The sequence below is a fragment of the Sphingomonas sp. R647 genome, assembly GCF_020177055.1.
Taxonomy (GTDB): Bacteria; Pseudomonadota; Alphaproteobacteria; order Sphingomonadales; family Sphingomonadaceae; genus Sphingomonas.
Genome location: NZ_JAIQXT010000004.1, coordinates 81,538 through 94,347, shown reverse-complemented (window position 1 = coordinate 94,347; position 12,810 = coordinate 81,538). Strand labels below are relative to the sequence as shown.

Annotated in this window: 10 protein-coding genes; 3 read left to right on the top strand and 7 right to left on the bottom strand. The window is 67.1% G+C overall.

The genetic code is table 11. The features are described 5' to 3' along the window. Entirely contained in the window at positions 1-1,623 is a 1,623-nt protein-coding gene (locus K9B35_RS10550; protein ID WP_224921801.1) for an alkaline phosphatase D family protein, read from the bottom strand. Between the two features lie 110 nt (positions 1,624-1,733). On the opposite strand from K9B35_RS10550, the gene K9B35_RS10545 reads away from it, so the two are divergent. Together K9B35_RS10545 and K9B35_RS10540 are read left to right on the top strand one after the other, a co-directional pair. Beyond that, positions 1,734-3,389, top strand: a complete 1,656-nt coding sequence (locus K9B35_RS10545; protein ID WP_224921800.1) for a dipeptidyl-peptidase 3 family protein — start codon at positions 1,734-1,736, stop codon at positions 3,387-3,389. Positions 3,390-3,476: 87 nt separating this feature from the next. Next, complete coding sequence (locus tag K9B35_RS10540) at positions 3,477-5,021, top strand: ArnT family glycosyltransferase (protein WP_224921799.1); 1,545 nt, start codon at positions 3,477-3,479, stop codon at positions 5,019-5,021. Here the strand turns inward: K9B35_RS10540 and K9B35_RS10535 are convergent. Genes K9B35_RS10535 through K9B35_RS10525 form a run of 3 tightly spaced genes read right to left on the bottom strand, consistent with a single transcriptional unit; the run spans position 5,011 to position 7,661 of the window. After that, positions 5,011-6,192: a glycosyltransferase gene (locus K9B35_RS10535; protein ID WP_224921798.1), complete on the bottom strand. Its 1,182-nt coding sequence runs from the start codon at positions 6,190-6,192 to the stop codon at positions 5,011-5,013. The two genes, K9B35_RS10540 and K9B35_RS10535, sit on opposite strands and share 11 nt — an antisense overlap. A gap of 6 nt (positions 6,193-6,198) precedes the next feature. Beyond that, the gene (locus K9B35_RS10530) at positions 6,199-6,735 is read right to left on the bottom strand and encodes a DUF2141 domain-containing protein (protein ID WP_224921797.1); all 537 of its coding nucleotides are present in this window, start codon (positions 6,733-6,735) and stop codon (positions 6,199-6,201) included. Beyond that, positions 6,732-7,661, bottom strand: a complete 930-nt coding sequence (locus K9B35_RS10525; protein ID WP_224921796.1) for a hypothetical protein — start codon at positions 7,659-7,661, stop codon at positions 6,732-6,734. Before K9B35_RS10525 ends, K9B35_RS10530 begins: the two co-directional genes overlap by 4 nt. Before the next feature lie 241 nt (positions 7,662-7,902). Here K9B35_RS10525 and K9B35_RS10520 point away from each other — a divergent pair, with 241 nt between their 5' ends. Continuing rightward, complete coding sequence (locus tag K9B35_RS10520; RefSeq protein WP_318245968.1) at positions 7,903-8,922, top strand: glycosyltransferase; 1,020 nt, start codon at positions 7,903-7,905, stop codon at positions 8,920-8,922. Positions 8,923-9,031: 109 nt separating this feature from the next. Here K9B35_RS10520 and K9B35_RS10515 read toward each other — a convergent pair whose 3' ends face one another. From K9B35_RS10515 to K9B35_RS10505, 3 genes are read right to left on the bottom strand one after another with little or no spacing between them, the layout of a single operon-like run. After that, the gene (locus K9B35_RS10515) at positions 9,032-11,071 is read right to left on the bottom strand and encodes a TonB-dependent receptor (RefSeq protein WP_224921794.1); all 2,040 of its coding nucleotides are present in this window, start codon (positions 11,069-11,071) and stop codon (positions 9,032-9,034) included. Continuing rightward, positions 11,068-11,712, bottom strand: a complete 645-nt coding sequence (gene maiA, locus K9B35_RS10510; RefSeq protein ID WP_224922232.1) for a maleylacetoacetate isomerase — start codon at positions 11,710-11,712, stop codon at positions 11,068-11,070. The genes K9B35_RS10515 and maiA overlap by 4 nt, the downstream gene beginning before the upstream one ends. Then, positions 11,703-12,809, bottom strand: coding sequence for an AI-2E family transporter (locus tag K9B35_RS10505; protein ID WP_224921793.1), 1,107 nt, complete (start codon positions 12,807-12,809; stop codon positions 11,703-11,705). Before K9B35_RS10505 ends, maiA begins: the two co-directional genes overlap by 10 nt. Position 12,810 lies beyond the last annotated feature (1 nt).

The following is a 12,810-nucleotide window of genomic DNA, read 5'->3' as shown; positions in this document are numbered from 1 at the left end:
CTACGCCATCACATTCCGTCCCCGTGCCACCGTCGCACTGTGCCCGATCCGTGCGGTCTTGCTGGGCTTGAGCACCGTATCGACGAACAACCAGTCGTTGCGAACGCTGTCGGGCGTGACGGTCACCGCCATGTAACCACGGTTCGACGTGTCGCACCATTTGAGCTCAGGATTGGTCTCGACCAGCGACCGCGCGACCAGCTTGGGATCGACCTTGATCGACCCTTCATAGCCGGGTGAGCTGACCGAATGGCCGGCGAACTCGACGCCGGCGGGCTTGCCGTCCTGTGCCAGATCATAGGCCCAGGCATTGTGGCTGTCCCCGGCGAGCACGACGAGGTTGGCGTCCATCGCCTGTGCCGATGACAGAAACCGCGCGCGGGCGGCGGGATAGCCGCCCCAATTGTCGAAATTCATCGGTAGCCCGGCGGCGGCCATCGCGACCCCCGCCTTGACGTAACGCTGCGCCCGCTCCGGCGCATCGGGGGAGATCCACTCGGTCGCCTGACGCGGCGTCACGGTCTTGCCCATAATCGTGCCAAATCCGACCATCTGCCAGCGCGTCCCCGCCTTGACCGATCGCGCCATTTCGGCGGCGAGCCAGGCTTCCTGTTCCCAGCCCATCATCGTCATTGCCTTGTCTTGCCACGGCCCGTCGCGGAACGCGGCGATGGCGGCGGCGGAATCGGGGGCGGCGATCAGCGCGGCGGCTTCATACGGCTTGGTGCGCCCGATCACCCGGGTTTCGGTGCGGAACAGGGTGGCGAGCGAACCGATCGCATAGGCTTTCCACGGCTCGTCGGAGACCGGCATCCATTCGCGCCATGCCTGGAAGGCCGCTGCCTTGCGGATGCTCCACTCGCCCTCGTTCGGCTGGTGGTTCTGCGCGCCGCCTTCCCAGCTGTCGTTGGTCGATTCATGGTCATCCCACTGGACGATCATCGGCTTGCTGGCATGCAGCGCCGCAAGGTCCGGGTCGGCGCGATAGCTGGCATAGCGCAGGCGATAATCGGCGAGGTGGATGATCTCGCCATCGGGCAGCGGCCAGCGCCCATCGACTGCACCGGTGGCGGGGGCATAACCGCCCTTCTGATATTCATAGATATAGTCGCCGAGATGGACGGCGAGATCGATGTCCTCGCGCGCCGCGGCATGGCCATAGGCGTTGAAATAGCCATAGGGCAGGTTGGAGCATGAGAAGACCGCGATGCCGAAGCGCGCGGCGTTGCCCAGCGGCAGCGTCTTGGTCCGTCCGACTGGTGAGAAGCTCCCGTCCGGAGCAACGAAGCGGTAGAAATAGCGCGTGCCGGGGGTCAGGCCGGTCACCGTGATCTTGCTGGTCCAGTCGCGCCACGGGCCGGTGATCGCCTCACCGCCCGCGATCACCTTGGCGAAGTCCGCGCTGGCCGACACCTCGACCCGCAGCTTTGCGGAGTCGCCCTTGGCGACATAGCGCGTCCACAGCAGCATCGACGTCGCCGACGGCTCCCCGCTCGCGACATTGTGGGTGAAGCCATCGACGATCCAGTTCGGCCCCTGCGCGGCGAAGCCGGGGATCGCATAGGCGCCGAGGCCCAAAGTGCCGGTGAGGATGAGCGAGCGGCGGTCGATGCGAAACGTCATGGCGGTCTCCCTTGGATGTTCGCCCCTTGGCGCGCGCGCATGTCCGGTTCGTGACAGTTCATCTTCGCCGGGCTAGACCTGACCCACCCGATCGCATCTGGAGTGACCCTATGCGCACACTCGCGCTTGCCGCCCTGCTTCTCGCCACCACCGCTTGTGGCGGCACGCCCGAGGGCAATCAGAGTGTTGCACAGGGCGAAGGCTATGACCTCGCCGCGCAAAAGGCCAAGCTCGCGGTCATCCAGATGCAGACCGATACCAGCTTTCTCACCGCCGAGGAGCGGCAGGTGGTCAATCTGCTGATCCGGGCGTCGAACGTCATGTCCGACATCTACCGCGCCCAGCGCGAAGTGAACTGGCGCGAAACCCGCGCTGCGGTCGCCAAGGAGGGCGATGCGCTGAAGCTCGAGATGGTCGACCGTTACTTCGGGCCGTGGGACGAACTCGCCGACAAGCGCGCCTTCTGGGGCAGCGGATCGATGCCCGAGGGGGCAGGCTTCTACCCCACCGATCTGACGCGCGAGGCGTTCGACGCCTATCTCGCCGCCAATCCGGGGGAGAAGGCGGCGCTGACCAGCCCCTACACGGTTGTGGTGCGCGACGGCGCGAAGCTGAAGGCGGTCCCCTATTCGGTCGCCTACAAGCCCGAGCTGACCAAGGCGGCAAGACTGCTCAACGAAGCGGCGGCGATCACCACCAATCCCAGCCTCAAGAAATTCCTGTCGCTGCGCGCCAAGGCGTTCCTGACCGACGATTATTACGAGTCGGAACTGGCGTGGATGGACCTCAAGGATACCCCGATCGAGGTCGCGATCGGGCCGTATGAGGTCTATACCGATCGCCTCCACGGCCAGAAGACCGCATTCGAGAGCTTCGTGACGCTCAAGGACCCCAGGGAGTCCGCCGCGCTCGACAAGTACAAGCGCTATCTGCGCGACATGGAGGCGAACCTTCCGGTCGAAGAGGGGCTGAAGAACTTCCAGCGCGGCTTTGAATCGCCGATCGCGGTGGCGGAGCAGATCCGCGGCGGCGGCGACAATGTCCCCGGCGTCCAGACGATCGCCTTCAATCTGCCCAATGATGAGCGGGTGCGTGAGGCGAAGGGCGCGAAGAAGGTGATCCTGTCGAACGTGCTCGGCGCGAAATATGACCGCATCCTTGCGCCGATGGCGCCACTGGTGCTGGTCCCCGACCAGTCGAAGCTGGTGGTGAAGAAGTATATGCAGCTCGGCACGCTGTTCCACGAACTGTCGCACAGCCTGGGGCCGGGGACGATCACCGTGGCGGGCAAGAAGACGACGGTGAGCGAAGCGCTGAAGGATCAGGCATCGGCGATCGAAGAGGCCAAGGCCGATGTCATGGGCGCGTGGAACATCCTGTTCATGATGGACAAGGGCGAGATTCCGGCCGCCGAGAAGTCGCAGCTGTTCGCCACCTATCTCGCCGGCACCTTCCGCTCGATGCGCTTCGGGGTCGAGGAGGCACACGGGCGCGGCGCGGCGATGCAATATGGCTATATGAAAGCGAAGGGCGCGTTCGTCTGGGACGAGAGCGCCGGCCGCTACCGCATCGACAATGCCAGGTTCGAAGCGGCGCTGCGCGACCTGTTGCGCGAGATGATCGTGCTTCAGCATAATGGCGATTATGCCGGGACCAAGGCGTTCATGGCCGAATGGGCCGTGCTCGATGATCCGGCGAAGCGCGTGATCGCGTCGATGTCCGCAATCCCGGTCGACATCCGCCCGGTCTATCCGGACAGGGTGTAACGCGGAGCCGCGCTGCGCTTGCCAGGCGGGGGCCAATGGGGGCAGGGCGGCGCGCTTGCCGCATGGCATAGTCTGGAAAGGGGTTCAGTGGCGGTCAGCCAGGTTTCGCGCGCGGCGACCGCGCCAGGTGGGTTTCAGGGATTCTTGGCATCGGACCGGATGGTGCTGGCGTTGCTCGCGATCCTTGCGGTCGCGGTGCGCTTCGTCACCTATGGCAATCCCGCGCTGGGCTTTGACGAGCAATTCTACCTGCTGGTCGGCGACCGCATGCTCCAAGGCGAGCTGCCCTATGTCGACATTTTCGACCGCAAGCCGATCGGAATCTTCCTGATCTATGCCGGCGCCCGCCTGCTCGGCGGGGAAGGATTCGTTCAGTACAAGCTGGTCGCGACGCTGTTCGTGATCGCGACGGCGTGGCTGATCTATCTGCTCGGGCGCCAGCGCGCCGAGCGCTGGGGCGCCGGGCTTGCCGCCGCGCTTTACATCCTCTGGCTCAACCTGATGGAGGGTGAGGGCGGGCAGACCCCGGTCTTCTACAATCTGCTGGTGGTCGGCGCGGCGTGGCAGCTGTTCGCGGCGATGCGCGCGCCCGATCGGCTGGTCCCGCGCGGTGCGCTCGCGCTGCTGCTGATCGGCATGGCGCTCCAGATCAAATATACCGTCGTGTTCGAAGGGATGTTCTTCGGCCTCGCCTTTCTGTGGCTTGCTTGGCAGCAGCGCATGGCGTGGAGCCGGCTCGTCGCCTTTGCCGCCGCCATGGTCGCGCTGGCGCTGTTCCCGACGGCGCTCGTCCTCCTCTATTTCTGGGCGGTGGGGGAGGCCGAGGCGTTTATCTTCGCCAATTTCCTGTCGATTTTCGGCCAGGGCAAGGGGTCGATGGCGGTGCAGTTGCCCAAGCTGGCAGAGGTCAGCGCGCTGTTCCTGCCGCTCGGCGTGATTGCCTGGTTCGGGCGGGCGGCGTTGCGGGCAGACATGCGCCGGGCGGATTCGCGGATGCTCCGGCTATGGGTGGTGACCGCGGCGTTCGGCGTCCTGATCTACTGGCGCTTCAACAGCCCGCATTACGCGCTTCCGCTACTGCTGCCCTTCTGCCTGCTGCTCGCTCCGGCGCTTGACGCGCGCCGCCGGCTGGGCGCCGCGATTGCGGTGATGGTGTTGCTCGCCGGACAGATTGTTCAGCTCCACCTGATCGCGATCAAGGGCGGCAACGACGCGATGCGTGCGGTCGCTGCGGCGGCCAAGCCTAAGGACAGCTTCATCTTCGTCTATAACGGCTATCCCGGCCTCTATATGATGGCCGGATCGCCGATGCCGTCGCGCTGGCCGTTTCCGGGGCATTTCAACGCGCAGGATGAGAATAATCCGCGCGCGTTGGGTGTCGATCCGCTTGCCGAAACGCAGCGGATTCTTGACGCCAGCCCCGACGCGATCATCGACACCTTCCCACCCTATTCGCTCGGCAATCGTGAAACCCGCGCCCTGCTGCATCGCGTCGTGGCGGAGCGCTATCGCCCGGTCCTGTGCGTGGCGACGCGCGATCGGACGCGCGTGATCTATCGCCTGAAGCGCGAACCCTGGCCCGTCGATCTGAGCGCATGTCGTCCCGAGGTGTTCGCGCCGGTCAGGCCATGACGGCGCGCGGCGCATCCGTCAGCCAGCGGGAATAGAGTTCGACCAGCGCGATCGCATGGTCGCGGTCGGACAGAACCTCGCCCGCCGCCCGTCGCGCGGCGGCACGCAGCGCCACCGAATCACGTGCAAACATCCGCCGGATCGCATCGGCACAGGACCGGGTGTCGCGCGCGGCATAGGTCTCGGCATAGAGCGGGTCGGCCACCTCGGCGCATCCGCCCTCGTCCGGCACGATCAGCGGCAGGCCGCTCGCCAGCGCCTCGCACGCGACCAGCCCGAACGGCTCCTGATCCGATCCGTGGATCAGCGCATCGGCGCTGGCGAGGATGCGGCTGAACCGCTCGCGGTCATAAACCGGCTTGAACAGGCGGATATGCGTGTTGCCGGCGATCTGCCGCTCGAGCGCTTCGCTCTGTGGCCCCTGACCCAGCAGCATCAGCCCGACCGGAACGTCCGCGCCCGCCGCCTGCACCGCGTCGATCACCAGCGGCCAGCGCTTTTCCTTGTGATGGCGGCCCAGCCCGATCAGCAAATGCCCCTCGGGCGGCAAGTCGAGCTGCGCCAGCATCGACGCGCGCAGCTCTTCGTCGCGCAGATCGGGCGAGAAATGGTTGCGGTCGATCCCCAGCGGCATCGCCGCATCGACGCGCAGCCCGCGCGCGCGGTACCGCTTGGCCAGCGCCGGCCCGTTGGTCACGAACGCGTCGTACTTGCCCAGGAACTTGTCCATATAGCGGGTGTACCAGCCGAAGATCCGCTCGATCCGCGCGGGGCTGGCGACGCCCTCCAGCCAGCGATGCGGATAGGCGCCCATATTGTCGTTATGCGCGAAGAACACCTTGAGCGCGTCGCCCTGCCAGTCGCCGATGAACCAGGCCGGCCGCCAGGGCGAGCTGTTCTCGACCACATCGGGCCTGATCTCGTCGAGCAGCCGCGTGACCGCGCCGGGATCGTTGAACAGCCAGTAATTGCGATCGAGGATCAGCGGCGGCGACTTGACCCAATGCACCCGCCCGCCATCGGGCCGGTCCTCAACCCGATCCTCATGGAACGGGGCGATGACGATCAGCTCATGGCCGAGTTCCGCCATGATCCGCATCTTGCGGTCCAGATAGGTGCGCACGCCACCGCCGGTCGGCGAGTAATACTCGTTGACGTCGACGATGCGCATGGCGGGTCAGCGACCCTGTGGCGAAAAGCCGGACAGACCGCGCAGATACTGCATCTGGATGGTGATCGTCGTGGCGTTTGGCCCGACCGTGACGATCCCGTCACTCAGCTTCGGCCGGCTGCGCCCGAGCTTGCGATTGCTCGGGACGCCCGCGCCGTCCTTCCAGAAATTGAACTTGTTCGCACCGTCGCGGTCATGGGTCAGGAACAGCGCATAGCGGCCCGGGCGGGGCGCCTTGATGCACAGCACGATGTTTCCCGACCGCGGCGTTGGGGCAAAGCTGCGATGGAACAGCTTGCCTTCCTTCACCAGAGCATGGTCGTCGCGCAGGAAATCGCCCTCGACAGCTGGGTAAAGTTCGAGCTTGAGCCGCCCGATGCGATCCTTGATCCCCGCGACATTGACGCGCAGCGCGGGGACGTTGCCGGCCGCGCAGGCCGCCGCATCGTCGCCGATGGCGGCCTGCGCCGATGCGGACGCGGGCACTGCCAGAAGGGCGAGCGCGACCGGCGCGGCGATACGGGCGATGGCTGGAATCGTCATAGGTCCTTCCTAAAGATGCCAAGCAGGCTGAAGCCCGCGATCAGGATAGCATGGAGCAACAAAGTGAGCGCTGCCATGAACGACAGCATCTCGCTCAGCGCCTCGCCCTGACCGATCAGGATGATCGCGAAGCCGGCGAACAACAGGTCCTTGCTCGGCACGAACGGCAGGCGTGACACCAGCATGCGCGCGGCGGCGAGCAGGATCCAGGTGCCGAACCCGACGCCCGGCAGCGCGAACGCCCAGGCAAAGGCGACCAGCAGCGAATCGGAGAACAGGCGACCGATATGGATGCCGAACACCGCCCACAGCTCCTTGCGGCTCAACGAAAAGACGCGGCGCGACAGCAGCAGGAAGGGGAGCGACATGCCCAGGATGACTGCGGCGGAGATCAGCCCGGTCTTGAACTGCGCCGGCGTCAGCATCTCGCTCGCGAGCGGCAGCGCCATGGCGAGCAGCAGCAAGGTGATCGCGTTGCCCGCCAGCGCGGACAGGATCGATACATCCTTGATCGCGCCGAACGGGGCCGCGATCATCTTGGTCCGCTGGCGTGCCCAGGCATAGAAATAGGCTTCGCCCGAATAGCCGAGGATCACGTCGTTCGCGATCCGCTTGCGGTGTAGCGCGATCATGCCGGACCAGGGGATGTTCCACAGCCGGCGATAGATGATGAAGTCGAAGGTCGGCCCGACCATATATTTGAGGACGAACACCAGATAGAAAATCCAGCTCGCCGGGGCCGTGCGGCTCAGCCCCGCCAGCCCTTCACCCAGCAGCTCATGCCCGATCCCGGCGACCATCAGGATCGACAGGATCGCGCCCAGCCAGGTCGGCCAGCGACGCCGGATCTTTGCGATCGGTTCCAGTTCGGAAAGCTCGGCGATCCCCGGTTTGGGGGCCGCACCCGCCAGCGTGTTGGTACTCAAGGATTGCGCTCCCGGCGGTTCGACATCAGCCAATCAGGCAACCCCTATCAGCAGCCAGTACCAGCACGCACATGATTTCGAAAAGGCGGCCACGATACAAGTCCGGGCGCGATGGCCACAGATTATGGTTTCAACGGGGGGTGATTTGGGCTTTAACAAGGCAAGCTACAAGCCCATGCCAGACCCCCAGCGATCCGCAGCCCATATCCTGAGTTTTGCCCAGACCCTCAAGGGGGGGGGTGTGGAGCGTGCGCTGATGCGCATGGCGCATGGCTGGGCCGATGCAGGGCGGCGCGTCACGCTGGTGATCGGCGATGCGCGCGGGGCGCTGGCGCATGAGATCCCGCCCAATGTCGAGGTGCGCGAACTGGGCGACCCGCGCTACCGGGCGATGTTCGGGATCGCCGATATCGTGCGCAAGGTGCAGCCCGACGCGATCTTCTGCCCCGGCAATCACTATACGGCGGCGGCCTATTGGCTGAAGCGGCGATTGGGCAAGGCGTGCCCGCCGATGGCGGCGCAGGTGTCCAATACGCTGATCCGTCCCGATCTGCCGCGTGCGGTGGGCGTTGGCTATGCGCTGTGGCTGCGGATGCACCCGTCCTTCCTCGACGCGGTGGTCGCAATGACTCCGGCGACGGGGGCAGAGGCGGTGCGTGAGATGCGGATCGACCCCAAGCGCGTCGTCGTCATCCCCAACCCGCCGGCCGTGCCGATCCCCGGCGCACCGCTGCCGCCACTGCCTGAGGGGCGTTTCATCCTTGGCGTCGGGCGGCTTGCCCCGCAGAAAAAGTGGGAACGGCTGATCGCCGCGATGCCACGCCTGTCCGACCCGGACGTGAAGCTGCTGATCCTGGGTGAAGGGGAGGAGCGGGGACAGCTCGAACGGCTGGTCGAACGGCTCGGCCTGTCGGATCGCGTGTCGATGCCCGGCCATGCCCCCGACCCGCTACCGGTGATCGCGCGTGCCGATGTCGTCGCGCTGACGTCCGAATTCGAAGGCGTGCCGGGCGTGGTGCGGGAGGCGCTGGCCGCCGGAACACCGGTGGTGGCGACTGATTCGAGTGTCGCGATCCATGAGCTGATCGACTGTGCGTCGCGCGGATCGGTGGTCCCGCCGGGTGATCGCGCGCGGCTGGTCGGCGCGCTCAACCACTGGCTGATGCCCGGTCGCGTAAGGCCCGAGCCGCTGGTCGAGGACGGGCCGGAGCCGATCGGGGCGTATCTCGAGCTGTTCGATCGTCTCGTCGCTCAGCATTGAAATAGCTGCGGCACCGGCCCGCTCCCCCACCCGGCCACCCATAGACGATACCTTGTGGGTGGCCGGGTGGGGGAGCGGGCCGGTGCCGCTTCAGCGCAGCTGAACAAAGCTAACCCGGACGGTAGCTGAAGCCGATCCACAGGGTGCGGGGGCTGGCGCGCTCGACCACGCCGGTGCCGCTCACTCCCGTTTCGATGCGCGCATCGGTCAGATTCTCGCCGCGCGCCTCGATCGCGAACCCCTTCGTCACCGGCACGCGCAGCACCGCATCGAAGGTTAGCGCGTCGGCCAGCGCACGCGCGTTGAGGTCATCCTCGAACTGCGCCGCGACGTAGCGCACGGTCCCTGCAAGGCTCAGCCGCTCGCCGCTATAGCCAAGATGCGCGGACACCTGGTGCGGCGCGGTCTGTGCCGGGCGCAGTCCGTTCAGCGGCGCGGCGGCGCCCGACGCCTTCACCCGGGCGTCGGTATAGGCCCAGGAGGCTCCGGCGCGCCACGGTCCGCTCTGCCAACCAAGGTCCACTTCCACCCCGCGCGAGTCGATCGCGTCGAAATTCTGCCGCGCGCGATAGGCGCCGCCCGCCGCGACGAAGCCCACGCCGGGGAACGTGCCCGGCCCGCTGCCCAACGTGACATTGCCAATCGCATCGTCGAGTCGATTGAGAAACCCGGTCGCGCGCAGGCTGAAGCCGGACGCGGGGGTCAGATCGACCCCGATCTCCGCGCCGCGCAGCCGTTCGGGCGACAGCAGCGGGTTGGCCGCTGTCGCATCGGCGCCCGCGCGGAACGGACGGTAAAGCTCGTTCAGCGTCGGCAGCCGCAACCCGCTATAGGCTGCGGCACGCAGCGTGACGCCGTCGATCGCGCGCGCCGCTGCGCCGATCCGGGCACTGCCCTCCCAGCCCGAACGGTCGGCGTAGCGCACATCGCTGAGCGGCACGCCGCCTGCCAGTGGCACCTCGAACAGCGCGCCATTGCGGATCGTCCAGCGATCGGCACGTCCGCCAGCGGTGAGGGTGAGGGTGCCGCGCTCAAGGCTCAAATCCGCGAACAGCCCGGCGGTGCTGCTCTCGCCACCCGCGATGCGGCGGCGCGTCGGGGTGCCCGCGACGAAGCTGTACAGTTCATTGGTGCGTCCGCTGACCATGCGCAGGTCGCCGCCCGTGCGCAGGGTCCATCCGCTGCCCAGCGGCGGCTCGATCTCGATCCGCAGCCCGCTCCCGGTGGCCGGCACGTGCTGGTCGAGCGTCGGGCTGGCCGCGCTGCGTGTCGCATTGACGCTGGCGAAACCGCTGGCGAAATCGCGATGCTGGAGCCAGCCGGTCGCCGCCCAGCGCAACGTACCCGTGCCGACAAGGCGCAGGCTGGCGTCCGCCCCGCGGCTGTTCACCGGGGTGAAATCCGTTCCACGATCGCGCTGGTCGGAAAAGGCCGACAGGTTCGCCTGCAACTCGATCCCCGCCGCCAGTGGTGCGACTCCGCGCAGGGCGATCCCTGCTTGTTCATAGGGGGCGGCGCGATCCGCCGCGCCGCGCTGGCCTTCGACGATCGGCACGAACCCGTCGCCCCGCGCGAACTGCACCGCTGCTGTCACCTCGCCCGCGCCCACCGTCGCACCGCCGGTCGCAACCAGATCGACCGACTCGCGGCTGCCGTAAAAGCCGGTGAGCGCCACCGGCCCGAGCGTGCGCGCATCGGCGCTGAACAGCTCGACCGTTCCGGCGAGTGCGCCCGCGCCATGGTAGCCGCTCCCGCCGCCACGCGTTACGCGCACCCGCGCCAGCCGCTGCGGCAGCGTGGCGGGGAAGGGAACCCAGCCGCCGAACGGATCCGCCTGCGGCACGCCGTCGAGTAGCAGCAGCGCACGGCTCGACGCATTGCCGCCGAGGCCACGCAGGCTAATCCCCTGCGCCGTGGGGTGCGACGATCGCGAATCGGCGCGGCGAAACTGCGCTACCCCGGCGACATCGCGCAGCACATCCTCAAGGCGACCGCTCGCACTGTCGGTCAGCCGGTCGCGGTCGATCTCGACCGTCGCCAGCGCCGCCTCACCCGGCGGCGAATCGAGTCCGGTGCCGGTGATCACGATCTCCTGCGCGGCGGCCGGGAAGGGCAGGGCAAGGAGGAGCAGCGGGGCCACGCCCCTCATACCGGCTTCGCCCGCTCGGGGCTCGCGGCCGCAAATGCGTCGAGCGCGGACGCGGCAGCATCGGCGGCGAGCAGCGTCGGAAAGGCATCGAGCGGCGTGTCAAACCGCCGCGCATTGTACATTTGCGGTACCAGCATCACGTCGGCGATCCCCGGCGCGGCCCCACCGAGGAACGGTCCGGCGCCCGCCTTTGCCACCGCCATCGCCTCCAGCGCGGTGAACCCCTCGACGATCCAGTGACGATACCAGTCGCCCTTCACCGCCTCATCCACACCGAAGCGCGACTCGAGCGCGCACAGCACGCGCAGATTGTTGAGCGGATGGATGTCGGCGGCGATCACTAGCGCCTGCGCCATCGCGTCGGCGCGCGCGATCGGATCGGTCGGGATCAGCTTCGGCTCGGGATAGGTCGCATCGAGCCAGTCGATGATCGCCAGGCTCTGCGTGAGGATCCGCCCGTCGCCGATATCGAGCGCGGGCACGAATCCCTGCGGGTTGCGCGCGAGATGCGCGTCGCTGCGCTGCGCCCCTTCGACCAGATGCACCTCGCGCCGCTCATGCGGCACCGCTTTCAGGTTGAGCGCGATGCGCACGCGATAGGCGGCGCTGGACCGAAAATAATCATACAGAATCACGTCAATTCACCCTGAGTCCCGGTCGCATCGTCCGCACTATAGCCCGCTTCGATTGCCTGTTCCGAGCGCCGCTCCAGCGCCACCTTGATCATCGCCACGATCGGATCGGCGAGCGCAAGCCCGAGAAAGCCGAACAGGGTGCTCATCAGGATCTGCGACGACACGGTCAGCGCCGGCGGCATGTCCACCGTCCGCTTGGCCACCAGCGGCAACAGCACATAGCCATCGAAGGTCTGCACCCCGAAATAGATCGCAATCGCCCACAGCCCCTCGCTGGGCCCGGCGCTGAACCCCACGGCGACCATCAACACGCCCGAGATGAACGCGCCGACATTGGGGATGAAGGCGAGCATTCCGGTCAGGATGCCGAGCAGCAATGCCATCGGCACGCCCGCGATCGACAGCAGGATCCAGGTGACGACCCCCTCAAACACCATGCCGAGCAGTCGCCCGGCGAGCAGGATTCGCATCGTCCGCGCCATCCGCGCCAGCGTGATCGCGAACTGGTCGCGCGACGCCATCGGCACCATCCATTGCAACCCGCGCTCATAGAGCCGCGGCTCCATCGCCACGAACAGCCCGATGACGAGGACCAGGACGAAGCTGGCAATCGCGCCGATCGCGCCGCCAATGAACGAGGTCAGCCGCCCGACCGATCCGAGTGCCTGCTGGGCAAGGCCGGTCAGGTCGGACGCGGCGGGAACTACTCCGAGCTCGCTCAGCCACGCGCTAATCCGCACCGCCTGTGCCTCAAGCGTGGCGCGCAGCTGTTCGGCCTGCGCGGCAATCTCGACCCCGGTCAGGTAGATGACCCCGCCGATGAACGCGACCACGCCGATCACCACGATGGTCAGCGCCAGCCCGCGCGGGATCGGGACGGCACGCCGGATCAGCCGCACCCCGCCATCCAGCATCGATGCGACGACCAGCCCGGCAAAGATCAGCAGCAGCGGCTGGATCAGCAGCACGACCAAGGCCGCGGCGGCAGCGAGGCCGAACCAGACCGATGCCCGGCGCAATTCGGCGCGCATCACCGGATCGCGCATCTCATTTGGGCCGGGGGCCTGGGTGACCGAGACGGATTCGTCGGCGGGGCTGGCCATC

What these genes read in the sequence shown, in the direction of transcription:
- K9B35_RS10550 (WP_224921801.1), bottom strand. Translation starts at nt 1,623, where the DNA reads ATGACGTTTCGCATCGACCGCCGCTCGCTCATCCTCACCGGCACTTTG.
- K9B35_RS10545 (WP_224921800.1), top strand. Translation starts at nt 1,734, where the DNA reads ATGCGCACACTCGCGCTTGCCGCCCTGCTTCTCGCCACCACCGCTTGT.
- K9B35_RS10535 (WP_224921798.1), bottom strand. Translation starts at nt 6,192, where the DNA reads ATGCGCATCGTCGACGTCAACGAGTATTACTCGCCGACCGGCGGTGGC.
- K9B35_RS10530 (WP_224921797.1), bottom strand. Translation starts at nt 6,735, where the DNA reads ATGACGATTCCAGCCATCGCCCGTATCGCCGCGCCGGTCGCGCTCGCC.
- K9B35_RS10515 (WP_224921794.1), bottom strand. Translation starts at nt 11,071, where the DNA reads ATGAGGGGCGTGGCCCCGCTGCTCCTCCTTGCCCTGCCCTTCCCGGCC.
- K9B35_RS10505 (WP_224921793.1), bottom strand. Translation starts at nt 12,809, where the DNA reads ATGGCCAGCCCCGCCGACGAATCCGTCTCGGTCACCCAGGCCCCCGGC.